Here is a 20,023-nt window from a genome sequence, read left to right on the forward strand (position 1 = left end):
CAGCGGATTGAAAATCCGCGTGTCCGTGGTTCGATTCCGCGACTGGCCACCAAATACCTGAAAAGCCGAACTCATCGAGTTCGGCTTTTTGCATTGCGTATTGGCTTGCCATTCAATATATAGTTAAATATAATATATATTGTTATGTTAAGGAGATGGACATGAGCCAGCATTACCCTGATTTGAGCGTGGAACTGAGCGCGGAGTTGAGCAAGCTGCGCAAGGAGATTCCGGAAACCCTGAAAGGCTTCGGCCAGATGAGCCGCGCCGCGCATGCCGACGGCGCCTTGTCGAACCAGACCAAGGAACTGATCGCGCTGGCGATAGGCATCGCCAACCGTTGCCACGGCTGTCTGGCCTTCCATGCCAAGGCGCTGGTGGAGTTGGGCTGCGGCCGCGCCGAATTCATGGAGATGCTGCAAGTGGCCATCTATATGGGCGGCGGTCCGTCGCTGATGACGGCGGCGGAAGCCTTGCAGGCCTATGAGCAGTTTGGCGGGGAAGCGGCGCCGGCGGCGTGATGGTGGGGCGGCGCATGGTTCTGATCAGTCCATGCGAGCGCCCGCTTTCAATATTGGGCAGTGCCTTGCGGTGGGCGTATACTGATGGCTTCTGTTGTCGCGGGAGTTTGATGGTGTACCACTTCATCGCATCCGATCTGGATGGCACCTTGCTTGACCCCAATCACGCGGTGGACCCGTTCACCGCCAGCACCTTGCAGGCGCTGCAAGCGCGCGGCGTGCGTTTCGCCATCGCCACCGGCCGCCACTATCTGGACGTGCAGGGCATCCGCCAGGCCTTGGGCATTCGCGCCCACCTGATCACCTCCAACGGCGCGCGGGTGCATGATCCCGACGACAAGCTGGTGCATCGCCAGGATATCGATCCCGCGCTGGTGCGCCGGCTGGCGCAGCCGGAGTTCGCCGCCGGCACGGTGCTGAACTTCTATCTGGACGATGGCTGGCTGATCGATCAACCCTGCCAGTACCTGCTCAATTTCCATGCCGATTCCGGACTGCGCTATCAAGTGGCCGATCTGGCCGGGCACAGCGGCGCTGGTGTCGGTAAAGTGCTTTATATCGGCGAACACGCGCATTTGCTGGAAGTCGAGCGCAAGCTGCACCAGGCCTTTGGCGATGAGCTTTACATCACCTTCTCGGCCGATGACTGCCTGGAAGTGATGGCGCCCGGCGTGTCCAAGGGCCACGCGCTGGAACTGGTGCTGTCGGACCTGGGCCTGGACAAGGCGCATTGCCTGGCTTTTGGCGACGGTCAGAACGATATCGAGTTGCTGCAGACCGCCGGCCATCCGCGGATGATGAGCAATGCCCAGCCGCGGCTGGCCGAGCAACTGCCACAAGTACCGCGCATAGGCAGCAATCGCGAAGCCGGCGTGGCGCGCCATCTGCGCGAGTTGTTCGAGTTGTAATCCGCCATCGCGCCGCCATCCGGCGGCGGCGCCTCTCCTCCGGTCACGGAGCCAATAACAAGCCGGGCGCAAGGATAGCTTGTCTTTGCCGCGCAGCCTCGCCGTGAGCGCTGCATGAGTTCAACACCATTGTGGCGCAAGCCATGGAGGCCGCATGAATTCATCCTGTCTTGATAACCGCGCCGCCGCGTCGCGGAGTCCCGGCTACCGAGCGGTAGCCGATTTGCTGGCCCAGGCCGGCATCGCCGTCAATGGCCGGCATGGCCACGACATCAAGGTGTTCCATCCCGATTTCTTCCGTCGCGTGCTGGCCCAGGGTTCTTTGGGCCTGGGGGAGAGCTATATGGACGGCTGGTGGGACTGCGAGCAGCTGGACGCATTCTTCCATCGGGTTTTGCGCGCCGGCCTGGAGCAAGCTCTGCCGTGCGGCGTCCGCGAGCTGCTGCACGCCTGCGGCGCGCGCTTGTTCAACTTGCAATCGCCAAGCCGGGCGCGCCGGGTCGGTCGGCGCCATTACGACCTGGGCAACGATTTGTTCCTGGCGATGCTGGACCCGCATATGCAGTATTCCTGCGGCTATTGGAAACAAGCTGCGACGCTGGAGGAGGCCCAGGAAGCCAAGCTGCGGCTGATCTGCGATAAATTGCGCCTGACAGCCGGCATGCATGTGCTGGACATCGGCTGCGGCTGGGGCGGCCTGGCCGCTTACGCTGCGCGCCATTACGGGGTTCAGGTGACCGGGGTGACGATTTCGGCGCAGCAGCTGGAACTGGCGCGGCGGCATTGCGAGGGGTTGGATGTGGACATCCGTCTGCAGGACTACCGCCAACTGCGATTGCAAGCGGATCGCATCGTGTCTGTCGGCATGTTCGAGCATGTCGGGCCGCGCAACTACGCTTCTTATTTCTCGATCGCGAGGAAAAACCTCAAGCCGGACGGGCTGTTCCTGCTGCATACGATAGGCTCGCTGCGTGCCGGTCTGCGTGTGGATCCCTGGATCAACCGCTATATTTTCCCCGGCGGCTGCCTGCCGTCGGCCAGCCAGATCGCCCGCGCCAGCGAGCCGGACTGGGTGATGGAGGACTGGCACAACTTCGGCGCCGATTATGATCTGACCCTGATGGCCTGGTTGCAGCGCTTCCGCCGGGCTTGGCCGCAGCTGTCCGCCGCTTACTCGGAACGCTTCCGGCGCATGTTCGAATACTATCTGTGCGCTTGCGCCGGCGCGTTTCGCGCCCGGGATCTGCAGCTGTGGCAGATACTGTTCAGCCGTGGCGGTGTGGCGGGAGGCGTGCGGGTCGCGCGCTAGGCAGCAAAAACGCCAGCGCGAGCGCTGGCGTTTGGCATGGCAGGAAAGGCTTGCGGCTGACTCAGCTTTGCAGTGCCTGAGCCAGGGCCGCGGCCTGATCGCCGACGATCAAATGCCAGACGCCGGGGGACACTTCCAGCATCGCCACCACGCCGGCGGCGCGCGCGGCATCCTGATTGAGCTGGGAGCCCGGCTTCAGTTCCACCCGCAAGCGGGTATGAGCGATGGCTTCCACCTTGGCCAGCTTGGCCGCGCCGCCCAAGACCTGGCGCAGCGCCGCCGCCTGGCCCTGGTCGGCTGCCGGCATCGGCGTCGCCGCCTGCGGCGCCGGGGCCGGCGCGCTGGCCGGTGCGTCGAGTTCGGCATCGGCGCCAGCACTGCGCAGATAGATTTCCATATCGGTCTTCAGGTTCTCCGACTGCGGGCCGAAGATGGCCTGGATGCCGTTGCCCACCACCACCACGCCGGACGCGCCCATGCTCTTGAGCTTGGCCTGATTCACCATGGCCGGCGTTTTCACCGCGATGCGCAGCCGGGTGATGCAGGCGTCCAGGCTGCTGATATTGGAGCGGCCGCCAAAGGCCAGCACCAGTTCACGCGCGCGCGCGTCCTCGCTCAGCTCCACGCTGGCTTCGGTGCTCTCGTCCTCGCGGCCCGGGGTTTTCAGGTTGAACTTGGCGATGACGAAGCGGAACACGCCATAGTAGATGCCCGCGTAGATCGGGCCGAGGATGAGCACGTACCAGGCATGCTTGGCCTTGTCGCCGAACAGGTTGAACATCAGGTAATCGATGCCGCCCTGGGAGAAGGTGAAGCCCATGTGCATGTCCAGGGTGTTGGCGATGAACTGCGCCGACGCGGCCAGGCAGGCATGGAGGAAGTACAGCACCGGCGCGACGAACAGGAAGGAGAATTCGATCGGTTCGGTGATGCCGGTCAAAAAGGAGGTCAGCGCGGCGGAAATCATGATGCCGCCCACCTTGACGCGGTTTTCCGGCTTGGCCGAATGCCAGATGGCGATGGCCGCGGCCGGCAGGCCGAACATCTTGAACAGGAAGGCGCCGGACAGGATGCCGGCGGTCGGGTCGCCGGCGAAGAAGCGGTTGATGTCGCCATGTATCACCTTGCCGCTGACCGGGTCGGGGAAGGCGCCGATTTCAAAGAAGAAGGGCACGTTCCAGATGTGGTGCAGGCCGAAGGGCAGCAGCAGGCGCTCGACGAAGCCGTAGACGGTGGCGGCGGTGCGCGGGTCGCTGACCGCGGCCCACTGCGAGAAGCTCTTGATGGCATTGCCTATCGGCGGCCAGATGAAGGACAGCGCCACGCCCAGCACGATGGCGCTGATGGCGGTGACGATGGGCACGAAGCGCTTGCCGGCGAAGAAGCCCAGGTATTCGGGCAGCTTGATCCGGTAATAGCGGTTGAACATATACGCCGCCAGGCCGCCGGCGAGAATGCCGCCGAACACGCCGGTTTGTATCGACGGCAGACCCATGATGGTGTCGGGCTTGACCCCCATCAGACCGGCCATCACCCCCAGGGTGACGGTGGTGACCAGGTGGCCGATCACCGCGGCGATCGCCGCCACGCCGTCGTTTTCGGTAAAGCCCAGCGCCACGCCCACGGCGAAGATCAGCGGCAGATTGCCGAAGATCACGTCGCCGGAGTTCTTCATCAGCGACAGGATGGCCAGCGCGACGCTGCTCTGGGTGTGGAAATCGGTGGCGCCTATGCCCAGCAGCAGGCCGGCTACCGGCAGCACGGCCACCGGCAGCATCAGCGCCTTGCCGATTTTTTGCAGAAATGCGAATGATTGACTAAACATGATGGTTTATTCCTTGCTCGATCGCGTAGGGAATAGCGGGCGGCCTTGCCGCCGCCCGGCAGTGCTCAGGGCCAGCGCCTGTTTATCTGGCCTGGGTGTTCAACAGCTCGCGCACCTCGGTCACGGTGGACAGGGCCAGCGCCTGTCGCGCCAGCGCCTGGCATTCGTCCGCGCTCCAGCGCGCCAGCGTGGCCTTGACCGCGGCCAGCGCCGGCGTGCTGACCGACAGCTCGCCGACGCCCATGCCCACCAGCAGCGGCGCGGCGCGCTCGTCGGAGGCGAGACCGCCGCAGATGCCCACCCATTTGCCGTGGGTGCGGGCGCCATCGCAAGTCATCGCGATCATCGCCAGCACTGCCGGGTGCAGCGCGTCGGCCTGCTTGGCTAACTGCGGATGGCCGCGATCCATCGCCAGCACGTACTGGGTCAGGTCATTGGTGCCGATGGAGAAGAAATCCACTTCCGGCGCGAAGCGCGCGGCCATGACCGCGGCGGACGGCACTTCCACCATGATGCCCACCTTGACGTCATGCTGGCCGCAGGCGGCCTGCTCTTCGGCCAGAATGGCCTTGGCGGCGCGCAATTCGTCCAGCGAGGCCACCATCGGGAACATGATGTGCAAGCGGGTCAGCGGCGCGGCCTGCAGGATGGCGCGCAACTGGGTGCGCAGCAGGTCCGGGCGCTCCAGGCTGACGCGGATGCCGCGCAGGCCAAGGAAGGGGTTGTCCTCCTTGGGCAGCGGCAGGTAGGACAGCGGTTTGTCGCCGCCCACGTCCAGGGTGCGCACCACCAACGGGCGCTCGGCGCCCAGCGCGCGGGCCACCGCGCAGTATTCTTCCGCCTGTTCCTGCTCGCTGGGCGCGGTGTCGCGGTTGTCGAACAGGAATTCGGAACGCAGCAGGCCCACGCCCTCGGCGCCCTTGGCCACCGCCTCGCGCGCGTCGGCGGCATTGCGGATATTGGCCACCACTTCGATGCGCACGCCGTCGCGGGTACGCGCTTCTTGTTGCGACATCGCCGCTTCGGCGGCGCGGCGCGCGGCGATGTCGGCGATTTCGGTTTCGGCCGCGGCCAGTTGCTCGGCGTTCGGCGCGATGCGCAGCGTGCCGCGGCTGCCGTCGATGATGACTTGCTCGCTATCCGGCAGCGCCAGCGCGGCCTGGGAAATGCCGCAGATCGCGGGAATGCCCAGCGAGCGCGCCAGGATGGCCACATGGCTGGTGGCGCCGCCGGTGCGGGTACAGAAGCCTAGCACCTTGTTGGGGTCCAGCGCGGCGGTGTCGGACGGGGTCAGATCCTCGGCGATCAGGATGGAGCCGGCCGGCACGTCCAGGCTGGCCTGCTTGACGCCGGCCAGCAAGGCCAGCACGCGGCGGCCCACGTCGCGGATATCGTTGGCGCGTTCGCGCAGCAAGGCGTTGTCCTGCGCTTCCAGGCGTGCGGAGTAGGAACTGAAGGCGGCGCGCCAGGCCCAGGCGGCGGATTTGCCGTCGGCCAGGCCGGCATAGGTTTGCGCCAGCAGGTCCGGGTCTTGCAGCAATTCCTGGTGCATGGACAGGATGGCCCGCTTGGCGGTGTCGGTCAGCTGGGTTTTGACCGCGTCTATCTGTTGCGCCGCTTCTTCGGTGGCGCGGGTGAAGAATTGTTGTTCCTGATTGGCGCCCTGGCCGAATTCCGGCACGTCGAATTCTTGCAGCCGGTGATGGTAGACACGGCCGATGGCCAGGCCGGGCGAGGCGCCGACGCCGACCAGCAGTTCGGCGCTTTCTTCGTGCAGGGCGGGGGCGATGACCGAGGCGGGCGCGGCCGGCGCTTCGTCCTCGGCCTCGCCGCAGCGGTCCAGCAGCAGCTGGGTCAGTTCGGCCAGCGCCTGCTCGGCGTCGGCGCCGGCGGCTTCGATGCGCACCTTGTCGCCGTTGCGGGTGGACAGGCCCATCACGCCGACCACGGATTTGGCGTTGGCGGACTGCTCGCCCAGCTGCAGATGGATATCGGCCTGGAAGCTTTTCGCCTTGCTGGCGAATACCGCGGCCGGGCGGGCGTGCAGGCCGGCGGGATTGGTGATGGTGATTTCCGGGGACAGTAGCTTGGCGCTGTCGGCGGCCGGGGCTGCGGCCGTGGCGGCGGCTCCGGACAGTTCCAGCTCCAGCACCACGGTCTTGCCGGCTTCGGCCTGGCCGCTGGCGCAGTGCATCGCGCTGACGGTGGCATCGCCATTGGTGATGATGATCTGGGTCAACAGGCTCTGCGCCTTGCGCGCGACCAGGTCCAGTTCAAAATCGATTAGCGGCTGACCGGCCTTGACTTGCTGGCCTTGGGCGACCAGCGGCTGAAAGCCCTGGCCTTTGAGCATCACGGTGTCGATGCCGATGTGCACCATCACTTCCACGCCTTCGGGCGAGATGATGGTCAGCGCATGGTGCGCGGAATGTAGATTGCTGACGGTGCCGGAGACCGGAGCCAGCAGGCTGCAGGAGGTCGGATCCAGCGAAATGCCGTCTCCAACCATCTTGCCGGCGAATACCGGATCGGGAACGGTGTCCAGTGCGACCAGCCACCCGGACAGGGGGGCGAGGATCTGCAGTCGTGGCAAGGGTGTGCTCATATATAACTCCTCAGATCGGGAATTTATCAGTTGTTTTATTACGAGCGTCGGCCTGCTTCTTCATGAGCGGTTCCGTGTGGCGTGCCGGATAGAGTACACCGTACGGAATGGCCTGTCTGTGTTCGATGGCGCAGCGACATCAATCAGGCCGCGACAGTGCTGACGCTTACTGTCAAAGCAGAGATATGATGCCAATACTGTAGTTTAATTACATCGAAATAACGGTGCAGCTTGATGGCAATCAAGAAATTAAGCAAGTAGGAATTCACGTATTTGCACTAGTTCTTGGCTGGTCGGTGGCGGGGTGATGGAAGGGCCAGGGATGGGGGCTGATTTTGCACGGAGAAACGGCCCCCGGCTCGGACGGCATGGCAGCGGGGAGGCTGTTGCATTTTTGTTATGCGTGGAATGAAAAACGGCGACCCCTGGGAGGGGCCGCCGTCTAGCTGGCAGGGTAAGGCTCAGGCCTGACGCTTGCTGTCGCCGAGGAAGAACAGAGCCAGCGAGCTGGTGATCAGGAAGGCCGGATATTCCCAGCCGCCGCCTTCGTTGGAGAACATCCAGCCATGGGCGCCGTGCACCAGCACGATGGTGCCGAGCAGCAGCGGAACCAGCGCCAGCGCTACCCAGCGAGTGAAGAAGCCGGACAATAGCAGCAGGCCGCCGCCGACTTCGGCCAGGATGGACAGGTAGCCGACAAAACCGGGCAGGCCCAGGCTGGCGAAGTAGCCGGCGGTGCCGGCCGGGGTGAACACCAGCAGCTTGAGCAAGCCGTGGGACAGATACATCAGGCCCAGCGACAGACGCAGGATCAGGGTGCCGAGGGCGGGGTTTTGGAAGCGGTTCATGGTGGGACTCCAAACAAATTTGCGATGGAGTGCATTTGACCATGTGGTGGAAATTCAATAAATCCGCTATTAATAAAAATATTGTTTACCAATAGGAAATTATCATGGACCGCTTTTCGGAGATACGCGCCTTCGTCTGCGTGACGGAGCTGGGCAGTTTCGCCGCCGCCGCCGAGCGGCTGGAGTTGTCGCGGGCGATGGTGACCAAGCTGGTATCCAGCCTGGAAGGGAGGCTGGGCGTGCGGCTGATGCATCGCACCACGCGGCGCTTGTCGCTGACCGAGGCGGGTGAGACCTATCTGGGGCAGGCTGGCGGCCTGTTGGCCGAGCTTGACGATCTGGAGGCGCGTTTATCGCACGGCGCCAGCAGCCCGGTGGGGCGTTTGCGGGTGTCGGCGCCGGTGTCTTTCGGCATGCGCTACCTGGGACGGGTGGTGGCCGGCTTTCATCAGCAGTATCCGCAGATCGAGGTGGAACTGAACCTGAACGACCGGCGCGTGGACCTGGTGGAGGAGGGCTTCGACCTGGGGTTGCGGGTATCCAATCTGTCGGACTCGTCCCTGGTGGCGCGGCGGCTGGCGCGAATACGCGACCTGGTCGTCGCCGCGCCCAGTTATCTGCAGCGCTGCGGCACGCCGGCGACGCCGGCGGAACTGGCCGAGCATCAATGCCTGCTGTACGCGCTGACCACGCAGCCCAATCTGTGGGATTTCACCGCGCCGGACGGCAGCAGCGGCCGAGTCAAGGTCAAGGGCATGCTGCGCGCCAATAATGGCGACATCCTGACCGACGCGGCCATCCACGGCATGGGGGTGATCCTGCAGCCGCGTTTTCTGCTGGAGCAGGCCTTGGCCGAGGGCACGCTGGTGCCGCTGCTTGGCGATTACGACTGGCATTGCCTGGATTTGTCGGCGGTCTATCCGGCGCGGCGGCATGTGCCGGGCAAGGTCAGGGCCTTTGTCGATTATCTGCAGCAGTTTTTCCAATAGCAAACGGCGTCTGAGGCTTGGCAGGCATCGGACGCCGTTGATCTAAGAACCTGTTTACGATCTGCTGCGCGTCAGCGATACGGCGTTGAAAACAAGCTCAAAATGCTCATGTACCACGAGTACATTCCGCTTTTCCTCTCGTGTTCGCCTTGTCTCGCTCTTGCTCGCGAGACTTTGAACAGGCTCTCAGCGGATCTGGTGCAGGTTTATTCGTGCATTGCCAGGAAGCCCTTGAGCCGGCTTTCGATGATGCGCGGGTTTTCGCCGTTGGCGATGGAAACCAGGCCCTCCACCACCAGCTCTTTCAAGGCGACTTCCGAAGCGACTAGGTGCTTGAGCTTGCTGGCGATGGGCAGGAACAGCAAGTTGGCAGAGCCTACGCCGTAGACGGTGGCGACGAAGGCCACGGCGATGCCGGCGCCCAGCTTGGACGGGTCGGACAGGTTTTCCATCACGTGGATCAGGCCCAGCACCGCGCCCAGAATGCCCATGGTCGGCGCGTAGCCGCCGGCGGATTCCCAGATCCGCGCCGCCTGCTTGCGCGCGTGCTCGAACATGGAGATTTCCACGTCCATCACCGAGCGCAGCGTGTCCGGCTCGGCGCCATCCACCAGCATTTGCAGCGCCTTCTTGATGAAGGGATCCTTTTGCAGATTGATATAGCCTTCCAGCGCCAGCAGGCCGCCCTTGCGCGCGGTCTGGCTCCAGTTGATGATTTCGCGGATCATTTTGTCGTGGTCCAGCGCCGGCGGCTGGAAAATCCATTTCAGCATGCGCACGCCGGCGACGAACTGCTTGGGCGTGCTTTGCAGCATCACCGCGCTGACAGTGCCGCCGATGACGATCATGAAGGCGGTCAGCTGCATCAGGGAACCGATGTTGCCCCCCTCCAGCGCCTGGCCGGCGAGGATGGCGGTCAAACCCATCAGAATGGCTACAATGCTTATCTTGTCCACACGAAGTTCCGGTTTTTAGTGTTATGCCGCGTCAGGGCGCGGAGCGTCAGAGCCAGTCCTTGATGCGCGCGCGCAGCCGGGCGATGGCCTGGCTATGCAATTGGCTGACTCGCGATTCGGACACGCCGAGCACCGCGCCGATTTCCTTCAGATTCAATTCCTGCTCGTAATAGAGCGCCATCACCAATTGATCGCGCTCCGGCAGCAGCTTGATGCCGTCTATCAGCGCCTGGCGGAAACCGCCGTCGGCCAGCGCGGCGAACGGGTCCGGCGAGTCGTCGTCGGCGACATTGGCCACCGCGTCGGGCAGTGAGTCGCCGTCATCGTTGGAAAAGTCCTCGAAATGCAGCAGGGTCATGCCGCGGCAATCGCCCAGCATGTCCTGATACTGTTCCAGCTCCAGCCCCATGTGGGTGGCGATTTCCGATTCCAGCGGCGAGCGGCCCAACTGGTGTTCCAGCTGCCGCACCGCGTCCTCGATCTGGCGCGAATGGCGGCGCGCCTGGCGCGGCATCCAGTCTTCGCGGCGCAGCTCGTCCAGCATCGCGCCGCGCACGCGCTGGCTGGCGAAGGTTTCGAACATCACGCCCTGGGCCGGGTCGAACTGGCGCGCGGCCTCTATCAGGCCGATGACGCCGACTTGGATCAGATCGTCGATGTCGACCGAGGCCGGCAGCCGGGCGATCATCATGCCGGCCAGCTTCTTGACCAGCGGCGCGTAGGCCTCCACGTCGATCTCGACGGGGGCCGCGGCGGCGGCGTAGCCGGTTCGGCGATAGGACGGCAAGCTCATAAAGATTTGACTCCATCCGCCTCGGCCCAGTCGCGCGAGGCGGCAATCAACAAGTCCATGAATCCGGTGCCCGCGCGCGGCGTTTCCTGGGTATCCCATTGCGGCAGCACCGCGGCCAGCTGCGAGAACGCCATCGCGGCCTCGCTGTCCGGAAAGGCCTCCATCAACGGGCGGCGCAAGGTCTGGCTACGGCGCAGCGCATTGTCCATCGGCACGAAACCCACCCAGCGCAGCGCCACCGACAGGAACTCCCCGGTGGCTGCCGACAGCCGGGTGAACAGCTCGCGCGCTTCTTCCAGATGGCGGGCGCGGTTGATCAGCACATTGAAGCGCTGGCGGCCATAACCGCCGGACAGCCTCTTGATATTAGCGTAGGCCGTGGTCAGCGACTCCGCCGCCGGCGTGAGCACTAATACCAAATTGTCGGCCACGCTGGCCGGCACCGGGTCGTGGGCCGGATTGGGCGCGTCCACCAGCAACACCGAGGCGTCGCGCTCCAGCGCGGCGAATTCGCTGCCCAGGCGCAGCCACAGCTGGGCGGAGAACAGCGCGCGCTCTTCCGGGCGCGCATAGAGATTGATCAGCTGAATGCCCTGGCGCGAACTCACCATCATCTCGTCCAGTCCGCCCAGGGTCAGCACCTGGCTTTCCAGCGTGGCGGTGGTGGGCACGCCGAGGCGGCGCGCCTGCACCTGGCCCTGGGTGCAGTCCACCAGCAGCGGGCGCTGGCCGGCGTAGGCCAGGCCCAGCGCCAGCTCGGTGGCCAGGGTGCTGGCGCCGGAGCCGGAGGAGCCGATGAAGGCGAAGCTGGGAGCGCGCGAGGAACGGGCGCTGAGCAGGCGGAGGCTGGCGGCTTGATCCTGCATCGCGGCTACAACCATCCGGCCTGGGCCGCGTTCATGATCGGCAGTTCGTCGGCCTGGAGCGTGAAGGGGGAGTTTTGCTGCTGCGAGCGCATCGCGCGGTCCACCAGGAAGCCGGCGTGGGCGGCGTGCAGGTCTTCCGGCACGCGCTGACCATTGGTGATGTAGAACAGGCGCAGCCGGTTGCGGATGATCACGTCCAGGCTGGGCCCCATCGTCACCGATTCGTCTATCTTGGACAGCACGCAGCCGGTGAGGCCGTCGCCGCGGTAGCGGCGCACCACGTCTTCCAGCGTCTGGCCGTCGGCGTTGGAGGCCAGCAGCAGCAGGCGCTCGATCGGCCGGCCGGCGGTGCGGAACATTTCGATCTGCGCCAGCACGCGGGCGTCGCGCTGGCCCATGCCCACGGTGTCGATGAACACGATGTGGCGGTTGGACAGGTCGGCCAGCGTCAGTTGCAGATCGCCCTCGTTCTGGATAGAGAACACCGGGATGCCGAGAATCTTGCCGTAGATGCGCAATTGGTCCTGGGCGCCGATCCGGTAGCTGTCGGTGGTGATCAGCGCCACGTGCTGAGCGCCGAAGCGCATGGTGGCGCGCGCGGCCAGCTTGGCCACGGTGGTGGTCTTGCCGACGCCGGTGGGGCCGACCAGCGCGTAGATGCCGCCGCGGTCCATGATTTCCTTGTCGGAATCCGCGCATTTCAGATTGTGCATCAGCGCCGAGCGCGCCCACTTGACCGCGACCTCGGCCTCGTACTGGGCCGGCATCTTTTCGATCAGCTGGCGGATCAGCTGGGCGGAAAAGCCCATCGCCAGCAGGTGCTTGAATAGTTCGAGACGGTTGGGCGCCTTGCCTTCCATGTCGGACCAGGCGAAGCTGGCCAGCTGGCTTTGCAGCAGGCTGCGCAGCAGCTTGATCTCGTCGCCTATCTGCTTGAGTTCCTGCGACATCACCTCGGGCTCTTCGCCATTGGCGGGACTCAATATCGGCGCGGGTGCAGGAGCCGGCGCGGGCCGGGCCGCGGCGCGCGGCGCGGCTGGCTGAGGCGCGGGCTGGGCGTAGGGCTGAGGGGCCGGCTGAGGCGCCGCGCGAGGGATGGGCTGGGGTTCCGGCGCGAAGGCCGGCTCGATGCGCTGGCGCGGAGGCGGCGCCTGGGGCTCGATGCGCGGCGGCGGCGGGCTGTCCAGCGGTTCCACCGGCATCGCGTAGGTGCGGGCGATCGCGCGGTTGACGGCGGCGCCGGTTGGCGTGGGCAGCGGCGACGGCGCGCGGTTCACCACCGGCGGCGCGTTGCGCGGCGGATGCTTGCTGGAGGAGGTGGCGAGATTGGTGGCGAGGTTGGCGACGTCGGCGTCGGCCACCGCCATGATTTCCACCCCGCCGCCCATGGTGGGGCGGTTGGACAAAATCAGGGCGTCCGCGCCCAGTTCTTCTCGAACTTGTCTGAGCGCGTCACGCGTGGTTTTGCCGAAAAACTTTTTCACCACCATGTTCGATTAGCCCTTGCTTCCCCCAATTACAGCAATTATACGAATTGATTTATTGTCCGGTATCTCATTATGAGAAATAACACGCAGCTGCGGCAGCGCCCGGCGCAGGAAGCGCGCCAGCAATGGCCGCAAGCCCGGCGCGGTCAAGAGTACCGGATTGTACCCTTGAATTTCCACTTGTTCGGTTTCCTGGGCGGCGCTGGCCAGCAGATTTTCCGCCAGGCCCGGTTCCAGGCCGCCACCGGTCTTGGATTGCACCGCCTGCATCAGCACATTTTCCAATGTCGGCTCCAGGGTCATCAAGGGTAATTCTTGCTCGCCGGGGAATAATTGCTGGACGATGACGCGGGACAGCGCGGTGCGCACGATATTGGTCAGCTCGTCTATGTCCTGGGTGGTGGCGACGTGATCGGCCAGCGTTTCCAGTATGGTGCGGAAATCGCGGATGTGGATGCCTTCGGTCAGCAATTGCTGCAGCACTTTTTGCAGCGTGCCTATCGGCACCACCTTGGGCACCAGGTCTTCGATCAGCTTCGGCGATTCCTTGGCCTGGTGATCGATCAGCGCCTGCACTTCCTCGCGGCCCAGCAGTTCCGCCGCGTGGGTTTGCAGCAGATTGGAAATATGGGTGGCCACCACGGTGCTGGAGTCGACCACGGTATAGCCCAGGCTCTGCGCTTCCTCGCGCTTGCCGGCGTCTATCCAGATCGCCGGCAGGCCGAAGGCCGGGTCGGTGGTGGGGGTGCCGGCCAGTTCGCCATTGACCCGCCCCGGGTTGATGGCCAGGTATTGGCCAATGAAGGCCTCGCCGGTGCCCAGCTCCACGCCCTTGAGCAGGATGCGGTAGGCATTGGGCTTGATTTCCAGGTTGTCGCGGATATGGACCGGCGGCACCAGGAAGCCCAATTCCTGGGCGATTTTCTTGCGGATGCCGCGGATGCGGCGCAGCAGTTCGCCGTCCTGGCTGCGGTCCACCAGCGGGATCAGGCGGTAACCCACTTCCATGCCCAATTGGTCCACGTGCTGCACATCGTTCCAGCTGACTTCGGCGGCCGCGTGCTCCGGCGGCGGCGCAGCCTGTTGTTGCTGTTCCACCTGTTCCGCCTCGGCCTTCTGGCGTTTCTCCATGATGCGGCCGAGCAGGCCCAGGCTGCCGGCGATCAGCAGGAAGGAGAAGTGCGGCATATTGGGGATCAGGCCGACCATGCCTATCACCGCGGCGGTGATGTATAGCACTTGCGGCTTGGTGAACATCTGGCCGAGGAATTGCTCGGACATGTCCTTGTCGGTGCCCACGCGCGACACCACGATGCCGGCGGCGGTGGAGATGATCAGCGCTGGGATCTGAGCCACCAAGCCGTCGCCTATGGTCAGCAGGGTGTAGGTCTTGGCGGCTACGCCGGCGTCCAGATCGTGCTGCACCATGCCGACGATCAGGCCGCCGACGATGTTGATCACGATGATCAGGATGCCGGCCATGGCGTCGCCGCGCACGAACTTGGAGGCACCGTCCATCGCGCCGAAGAAGTTGGCTTCCTCGGCGATGGTGGAGCGGCGCAGGCGCGCTTCGTCCTCGCCGATCAGGCCGGCGTTGAGGTCGGCGTCGATCGCCATCTGTTTGCCGGGCATCGCGTCCAGCGTGAAGCGGGCGCTCACTTCGGCGATGCGGCCGGCGCCCTTGGTGATCACCACGAAGTTGATGATGGTGATGATGACGAACACCACGATGCCGATGGCGACGTTGTCGCCGATCAGGAAGTGGGCGAAGGATTCGATCACCTTGCCGGCGGCGTCCGGGCCGGAGTGGCCCTCCAGCAGGATCACCCGGCTGGAGGCGACGTTCAGCGACAGCCGCAGCAGGGTGGTCACCAGCAGCACGGTGGGGAAGGCGGAAAAGTCCAGCGGCTTGCGCACATTGATCCCCACCAGCAGCACGATCACCGAGACCGCGATGTTGAAGGTGAAGAAGATGTCCAGCAGCACCGGCGGCAACGGCAACACCATCATCGCCAGGATCAGGATGATGAGGATGGGGCCGGCCAGCTGGGTGACTTTGAAGCGCTTCAGTAGTTCGAGTATGGAGTCCATGCTGGGTTTATGGCTCAAGCCGGCCGAGTGCGTGCATCGGCCTTGTCATTATGGTGGCGTCGCATCTTGCTGGCGTTTGCTTTGCGGGTCAAGCTCGGCTGGCACCTCCAGCTGGTCCGGGAACACCGGCGCCAGGCCACCGTTCTCCTGATAGGTCTTGAGTTGGAACACATAGGCCAGCACTTGGGCGGCGGCGGAGTAGAGCTTGGCCGGGATATCGTCGCCGAGTTCGGCGTGGAAGTACAGCGCGCGGGCGAAGCTGGGCGAGCGCATCACGATGACGCGGTGTTCCTTGCCGGTGTCGATGATCTTTTCCGCCAGCTTCAGCGAGCCCTTGGCCACCACCTGCGGCGCGCGCATGCCGTCCTGGTACTTGATCGCCACCGCGTAGTGAGTCGGGTTGGTGACGATGACGTTGGCGCTGGGAATCTCCTGCATCATGCGCTTGCGCGCGGCTTCGCGCTGCATCTGGCGGATGCGGCCCTTGACCTCGGGCGAGCCCTCGGCTTCCTTGTATTCCTGCTTGATCTCTTCCTTGGTCATGCGCAGCTTCTTGTGATAGCTCCACAGCTGGAAGGGCACGTCTATCGCCACCAGCAGGATCATCGCCGAGGTCACCACGAAGAAGGTGGAGATGATCATATCGGTCATCTTGGCGATGCCGACGGGCAGCGGCATCGAGATCAGTCCGATGATTTCCGCGCGCTCGCGCCAGATGAACCAGGTGGCGATGCCGCCGATCAGCACGCTTTTGAGAATGGCCTTCAAGGCCTCGGTGGCGGCGTTGACCGAGAACATGCGCTTGACGCCGGGTAGGGGATTGAGCTTGCTGAACTTGGGCTCTATCGCCTTGAAGGTGAGGTTCCAGCCGCCCACCAGCATGGGCACGAACAGCGCCACCAGCGCCAGGCCGGCCAATAGCGGCGCCAGGCTCCACAAGGCGTTGAAAATGGTTTCCTTGAAGCGGATCAGCGCCGGCTCGGCGTCACGCACCGTGGTCTGGTCGAAAGTGAGCAGCACGCGCATGGTCTGCGCCAGATTGGTGGCGATGTGGCCGCCCTGGGCCATCAGCAGCGCCACGCCGGCCATGGTGATGGCGAAGGTGGTCAACTCGCGCGAGCGCGGGATATTGCCGTCTTCGCGGGCGAGCCCCAGTCGTTTCGCGGTGGCGGGTTCGGTGCGTTCGAGGTCGGAATCTTCAGCCATGTCCGGTGTTTCATGCTTCTGTCTTGATTTTAAAAAGAATGGTAGCCGAAGCGGCGGTGCCGGGCCAGCTTTTCCGGGGCGGGGTCAAGTCGGGTACAATGGCCGGCATCAAGGATGGAATGAACACTATGCGACAGTATCTCGACCTGATGCGCCATGTGCTGGAACATGGCCACGATAAGTCCGACCGCACCGGCACCGGCACCCGTTCGGTATTCGGCCACCAGATGCGTTTCGACCTGCAACAGGGTTTTCCGCTGGTGACCACCAAGAAATGCCACCTGCGTTCCATCATCCATGAATTGCTGTGGTTCCTGTCCGGCGACACCAATATCCGCTACCTGAAGGAGAACGGCGTGTCGATCTGGGACGACTGGGCCGACGAAAACGGCGATCTGGGACCGGTCTACGGTTATCAATGGCGCAGCTGGCCGGCACCGGACGGCCGTCATATCGATCAGATCGCCAATGTGGTGGCGATGATCAAGAACAATCCGGATTCGCGCCGCCTGATCGTATCGGCCTGGAACCCGGCGCTGGTGGACGAGATGGCGCTGCCGCCCTGCCACAGCCTGTTCCAGTTCTACGTGGCCGACGGCAAGCTGTCCTGCCAGCTCTATCAGCGTTCCGCCGATATCTTCCTGGGCGTGCCGTTCAATATTGCCAGCTACGCCTTGCTGACCATGATGGTGGCCCAGGTGTGCGGGTTGCAAGCGGGCGATTTCGTGCACACGCTGGGCGACGCGCATCTGTACAGCAACCACCTGGAGCAGGCCGCGCTGCAGCTGTCGCGCGAGCCGCGGCCATTGCCGACGATGAGGATCAATCCACAGGTCAAGGACATCTTCGGCTTCAAGTTCGAGGATTTCGAACTGGAAGGCTATGATCCGCATCCGCACATCAAAGCGGCGGTGGCGGTATGACGGCGGCCGGGAAGCCGCGCTTGACCCTGGTGGCGGCGATGGCGGCCCAGCGGGTGATAGGAATAGACAACCGCCTGCCCTGGCATTTGCCGGAGGACCTCAAGCACTTCAAGGCGGTGACGCTGGGCAAGCCGGTGATCATGGGCCGCAAGACCTGGGACTCGATAGGCCGGCCCTTGCCGGGCCGCCGCAACATAGTGGTGACGCGCCAGGCGGATTGGCGCGCCGACGGCGCCGAGGCCTCGCATTCGCTGGAGCAGGCGCTGGCGCTGGCCGGCGCGGTGGAGGAGGTGTGCCTGATCGGCGGCGCCGAGCTGTACCGCCAGGCGATCGCCAGCGCCGATTGCCTGCGCCTGACCGAGATCGCCGGCGAGTATCCGGGCGATGCGCATTTCCCCGAGGTGTCCACCGAGCTCTGGCGCGAGGACAGCCGCGAAGCGCACATCAGCACCACCGGCCTGGCTTACGCCTTCGTCGATTATCTGCGGCGCTGAGCCGGATCGGCAAAGCAAAAAGCCCGCGGCGACGCGGGCTTTGCATTTGGGCTTGGCTACATGCGCGCTATCATCGCGTCGCCGAAGGCGGAACAGCTGATCTCGCTGGCGCCGTCCATCAAGCGGGCGAAGTCATAAGTCACCTGCTTGTCGGCGATGGCGGCTTCCATCGCCTTGATCACCAGATCGGCGGCCTCTTTCCAGCCCAGGTGGCGCAACATCATCTCGGCGGACAGAATCAGCGAGCCCGGGTTGACCTTGTCCTGGCCGGCGTATTTGGGCGCGGTGCCGTGGGTGGCCTCGAACACCGCGTATTGGTCCGAGATGTTGGCGCCCGGCGCAATGCCGATGCCGCCGACCTGGGCGGCCAGCGCGTCGGAAATAAAGTCGCCGTTCAGGTTCAGCGTAGCCACCACATCGTATTCCGCCGGACGCAGCAGGATCTGCTGCAGGAAGGCGTCGGCGATGGCGTCCTTGACCACGATGTCGCGGCCGGTCTTGGGGTTCTTGAACGCGCACCACGGGCCGCCGTCGATCGGCGTCGCGCCGAACTCCTCCTTGGCCAAGGCATAGGCCCAGTCGCGGAAGCCGCCCTCGGTGTACTTCATGATGTTGCCCTTGTGCACGATGGTCACGCTCTTGCGCTCATTGTCTATCGCGTACTGGATGGCGGCGCGCACCAAGCGTTCGGTTCCGTCCTTGGACACCGGCTTGATGCCTATGCCCGAGCTGTCCGGAAAGCGGATTTTCTTCACTCCCATCTCATCCCGCAGGAAGGCGATCACCTTCTTGGCGGCGTCGGAGCCGGCCTGCCATTCGATGCCGGCGTAGATGTCCTCGGTATTCTCGCGGAAGATCACCATATCGGTCAGTTCCGGCTGTTTCAGCGGCGAGGGCACGCCCTTGAAATAGCGCACCGGCCGCACGCATTGATAGAGGTCCAGCTCCTGGCGCAGCGCCACGTTCAGCGAACGGATGCCGCCGCCCACCGGGGTGGTCATCGGGCCCTTGATCGATACCGAGTAGGTTTTCAGCGCGGCCAGGGTCTCCTGGGGCAGCCATTCGTCCGGCCCGTAGAGACGGGTGGATTTTTCGCCGGCGTACACTTCCATCCAGTGGATTTTCTTCGCGCCGGCATAGGCCTTGGCCACCGCGGCGTCTATCACCTTGATCATCACCGGAGTGATGTCCACGCCTATGCCGTCGCCCTCGATGAAGGGAATGATGGGCTGCTCCGGCACCGGTTGGCCGGGGATGATTTTCCGGCCGGCGGCCGGAACCTTGATATGGCTGCTGCTCATGCTTGTTCTCCTGTAATGGGGCGCTGAACGGCGAGACGGGCGCGCGGGTCGCTTGCCGGTGATCATGCCATGAAAGCCGGGGCCATCTTCATGCCTATCCCGTAAGAACCGGTTCAAAGTCTGCTGCGCGTAATGGAGCGTTACGCGGTGAGTACGGTTCGAAATGCTGATGTGCCACTCGTACATTCCGCTTTCTCAGCCGCAAGGCCTTGTCTCGCCTTAGCTCGCGAGATCGTAAACACGTTCTAAAGCGGCGCAAAAAAAAAACGCCAGGACAGATGTCTTGGCGTTTTGTTGGGCGGGAAGTTCCCGCCGGGAGCGGAGGCTTAGCCGAGCACGGCGGCCAGCGCGGCGTTGAAGCTGGCGCTGGGACGCATCACCGCGCCGCACTTGGCGGCATCGGGATGGTAGTAGCCGCCGATGTCGGCCGGCTTGCCTTGCACGGCCTTGAGTTCGGTCAGGATCCGCTGCTCGCTGTCGGCCAGGCTCTTGGCGAGCGGGGCGAAACGGGCTTGCAGTGCCTTGTCCTCGGACTGGGCCGCCAGCGCCTGCGCCCAGAACAGGGTCAGGTAGAACTGGCTGCCGCGGTTGTCCAGCTCGCCGGTGCGGCGCGACGGGGATTTGTTCTCGTCCAGCAGCTTGCCGGTGGCGAGATCCAGCGTCTTGGCCAGCACCTTGGCCTGCTCATTGCCGGTCTTGATGCCCAGTTCTTCCAGCGACACCGCCAGCGCCAGGAACTCGCCCAGCGAATCCCAGCGCAGGTGGTTTTCTTCCAGCAACTGCTGCACGTGCTTGGGCGCGGAGCCGCCGGCGCCGGTTTCGTACATGCCGCCGCCGGCCATCAGCGGCACGATGGACAGCATCTTGGCCGAGGTGCCCAGCTCCATGATGGGGAACAGGT

At 64.3% G+C, this 20,023-nt stretch carries 17 protein-coding genes; 6 read left to right on the forward strand and 11 right to left on the reverse strand.

Going from position 1 to position 20,023, the window contains the following annotated elements; all coding sequences use genetic code 11:
* The first annotated feature begins 161 nt into the window (after positions 1-161).
* The 3 genes from ACE3QM_RS21080 (at position 162) to cfa (ending at position 2,738) form a co-directional block, all read left to right on the forward strand.
* The gene (locus ACE3QM_RS21080; RefSeq protein WP_231461761.1) at positions 162-521 is read left to right on the forward strand and encodes a carboxymuconolactone decarboxylase family protein; all 360 of its coding nucleotides are present in this window, start codon (positions 162-164) and stop codon (positions 519-521) included.
* A gap of 110 nt (positions 522-631) precedes the next feature.
* A complete protein-coding gene (locus tag ACE3QM_RS21085) occupies positions 632-1,429 on the forward strand; it encodes a Cof-type HAD-IIB family hydrolase (protein WP_197081394.1) in 798 nt (265 codons plus the stop codon).
* 154 nt (positions 1,430-1,583) lie between these two features.
* On the forward strand, positions 1,584-2,738 hold the full coding sequence (cfa, locus tag ACE3QM_RS21090; RefSeq protein ID WP_374424628.1) for a cyclopropane fatty acyl phospholipid synthase: 1,155 nt from the start codon (positions 1,584-1,586) through the stop codon (positions 2,736-2,738).
* Between the two features lie 61 nt (positions 2,739-2,799).
* Here cfa and ptsG read toward each other — a convergent pair whose 3' ends face one another.
* The 3 genes from ptsG to ACE3QM_RS21105 all read right to left on the reverse strand — a co-directional run bounded on the left by ptsG (position 2,800) and on the right by ACE3QM_RS21105 (position 8,016).
* Complete coding sequence (gene ptsG / locus ACE3QM_RS21095) at positions 2,800-4,563, reverse strand: PTS glucose transporter subunit IIBC (RefSeq protein WP_374424630.1); 1,764 nt, start codon at positions 4,561-4,563, stop codon at positions 2,800-2,802.
* An 82-nt stretch (positions 4,564-4,645) separates the two neighbouring features.
* Entirely contained in the window at positions 4,646-7,168 is a 2,523-nt protein-coding gene (ptsP, locus tag ACE3QM_RS21100) for a phosphoenolpyruvate--protein phosphotransferase (protein ID WP_374424632.1), read from the reverse strand.
* A gap of 461 nt (positions 7,169-7,629) precedes the next feature.
* Positions 7,630-8,016 carry a DoxX family protein gene (locus ACE3QM_RS21105; protein WP_374424634.1) on the reverse strand — a complete coding sequence of 129 codons (387 nt, stop codon included), beginning with the start codon at positions 8,014-8,016 and terminating at the stop codon, positions 7,630-7,632.
* 104 nt (positions 8,017-8,120) lie between these two features.
* On the opposite strand from ACE3QM_RS21105, the gene ACE3QM_RS21110 reads away from it, so the two are divergent.
* On the forward strand, positions 8,121-9,005 hold the full coding sequence (locus ACE3QM_RS21110) for a LysR substrate-binding domain-containing protein (protein WP_374424636.1): 885 nt from the start codon (positions 8,121-8,123) through the stop codon (positions 9,003-9,005).
* 206 nt (positions 9,006-9,211) lie between these two features.
* Here the strand turns inward: ACE3QM_RS21110 and ACE3QM_RS21115 are convergent, their stop codons facing one another.
* From ACE3QM_RS21115 to flhB, 6 genes are read right to left on the reverse strand one after another with little or no spacing between them, the layout of a single operon-like run.
* Positions 9,212-9,961 carry a flagellar motor protein gene (locus tag ACE3QM_RS21115; RefSeq protein ID WP_048411761.1) on the reverse strand — a complete coding sequence of 250 codons (750 nt, stop codon included), beginning with the start codon at positions 9,959-9,961 and terminating at the stop codon, positions 9,212-9,214.
* A 46-nt stretch (positions 9,962-10,007) separates the two neighbouring features.
* Positions 10,008-10,754 carry an RNA polymerase sigma factor FliA gene (locus ACE3QM_RS21120; protein ID WP_048411762.1) on the reverse strand — a complete coding sequence of 249 codons (747 nt, stop codon included), beginning with the start codon at positions 10,752-10,754 and terminating at the stop codon, positions 10,008-10,010.
* A complete protein-coding gene (locus tag ACE3QM_RS21125; RefSeq protein WP_231461753.1) occupies positions 10,751-11,620 on the reverse strand; it encodes a flagellar synthesis regulator FleN in 870 nt (289 codons plus the stop codon). The genes ACE3QM_RS21120 and ACE3QM_RS21125 overlap by 4 nt, the downstream gene beginning before the upstream one ends.
* A gap of 5 nt (positions 11,621-11,625) precedes the next feature.
* Entirely contained in the window at positions 11,626-13,110 is a 1,485-nt protein-coding gene (gene flhF, locus ACE3QM_RS21130; RefSeq protein ID WP_374424639.1) for a flagellar biosynthesis protein FlhF, read from the reverse strand.
* A 6-nt stretch (positions 13,111-13,116) separates the two neighbouring features.
* A complete protein-coding gene (flhA, locus tag ACE3QM_RS21135; RefSeq protein ID WP_048411765.1) occupies positions 13,117-15,198 on the reverse strand; it encodes a flagellar biosynthesis protein FlhA in 2,082 nt (693 codons plus the stop codon).
* 48 nt (positions 15,199-15,246) lie between these two features.
* Positions 15,247-16,404: a flagellar biosynthesis protein FlhB gene (flhB, locus tag ACE3QM_RS21140; protein ID WP_048411766.1), complete on the reverse strand. Its 1,158-nt coding sequence runs from the start codon at positions 16,402-16,404 to the stop codon at positions 15,247-15,249.
* Between the two features lie 128 nt (positions 16,405-16,532).
* Between flhB and ACE3QM_RS21145 the strand changes: the two genes are divergently transcribed.
* Both ACE3QM_RS21145 and ACE3QM_RS21150 read left to right on the forward strand, forming a co-directional pair.
* On the forward strand, positions 16,533-17,327 hold the full coding sequence (locus tag ACE3QM_RS21145) for a thymidylate synthase (protein WP_374424642.1): 795 nt from the start codon (positions 16,533-16,535) through the stop codon (positions 17,325-17,327).
* Positions 17,324-17,821, forward strand: a complete 498-nt coding sequence (locus ACE3QM_RS21150; protein WP_374424644.1) for a dihydrofolate reductase — start codon at positions 17,324-17,326, stop codon at positions 17,819-17,821. Before ACE3QM_RS21145 ends, ACE3QM_RS21150 begins: the two co-directional genes overlap by 4 nt.
* Positions 17,822-17,877: 56 nt before the next feature.
* On the opposite strand, the gene icd is transcribed toward ACE3QM_RS21150, so the two are convergent.
* Positions 17,878-19,122, reverse strand: coding sequence for an NADP-dependent isocitrate dehydrogenase (gene icd / locus ACE3QM_RS21155; RefSeq protein ID WP_374424645.1), 1,245 nt, complete (start codon positions 19,120-19,122; stop codon positions 17,878-17,880).
* A 326-nt stretch (positions 19,123-19,448) separates the two neighbouring features.
* A partial coding sequence (locus tag ACE3QM_RS21160) for an NADP-dependent isocitrate dehydrogenase (RefSeq protein WP_374424647.1) occupies positions 19,449-20,023 on the reverse strand: 575 nt, incomplete at its 5' end.

It is taken from the genome of Chromobacterium sp., from assembly GCF_041912965.1.
Taxonomy (GTDB): Bacteria; Pseudomonadota; Gammaproteobacteria; order Burkholderiales; family Chromobacteriaceae; genus Chromobacterium; species Chromobacterium aquaticum.

Coding starts and splice junctions, on each gene's coding strand:
- ACE3QM_RS21080 (WP_231461761.1), top strand. CDS start 162: ATGAGCCAGCATTACCCTGATTTGAGCGTGGAACTGAGCGCGGAGTTG.
- ACE3QM_RS21085 (WP_197081394.1), top strand. CDS start 632: ATGGTGTACCACTTCATCGCATCCGATCTGGATGGCACCTTGCTTGAC.
- cfa (WP_374424628.1), top strand. CDS start 1,584: ATGAATTCATCCTGTCTTGATAACCGCGCCGCCGCGTCGCGGAGTCCC.
- ptsG (WP_374424630.1), bottom strand. CDS start 4,563: ATGTTTAGTCAATCATTCGCATTTCTGCAAAAAATCGGCAAGGCGCTG.
- ptsP (WP_374424632.1), bottom strand. CDS start 7,168: ATGAGCACACCCTTGCCACGACTGCAGATCCTCGCCCCCCTGTCCGGG.
- ACE3QM_RS21105 (WP_374424634.1), bottom strand. CDS start 8,016: ATGAACCGCTTCCAAAACCCCGCCCTCGGCACCCTGATCCTGCGTCTG.
- ACE3QM_RS21110 (WP_374424636.1), top strand. CDS start 8,121: ATGGACCGCTTTTCGGAGATACGCGCCTTCGTCTGCGTGACGGAGCTG.
- ACE3QM_RS21120 (WP_048411762.1), bottom strand. CDS start 10,754: ATGAGCTTGCCGTCCTATCGCCGAACCGGCTACGCCGCCGCCGCGGCC.
- ACE3QM_RS21125 (WP_231461753.1), bottom strand. CDS start 11,620: ATGCAGGATCAAGCCGCCAGCCTCCGCCTGCTCAGCGCCCGTTCCTCG.
- flhF (WP_374424639.1), bottom strand. CDS start 13,110: ATGGTGGTGAAAAAGTTTTTCGGCAAAACCACGCGTGACGCGCTCAGA.
- flhA (WP_048411765.1), bottom strand. CDS start 15,198: ATGGACTCCATACTCGAACTACTGAAGCGCTTCAAAGTCACCCAGCTG.
- flhB (WP_048411766.1), bottom strand. CDS start 16,404: ATGGCTGAAGATTCCGACCTCGAACGCACCGAACCCGCCACCGCGAAA.
- ACE3QM_RS21145 (WP_374424642.1), top strand. CDS start 16,533: ATGCGACAGTATCTCGACCTGATGCGCCATGTGCTGGAACATGGCCAC.
- ACE3QM_RS21150 (WP_374424644.1), top strand. CDS start 17,324: ATGACGGCGGCCGGGAAGCCGCGCTTGACCCTGGTGGCGGCGATGGCG.
- icd (WP_374424645.1), bottom strand. CDS start 19,122: ATGAGCAGCAGCCATATCAAGGTTCCGGCCGCCGGCCGGAAAATCATC.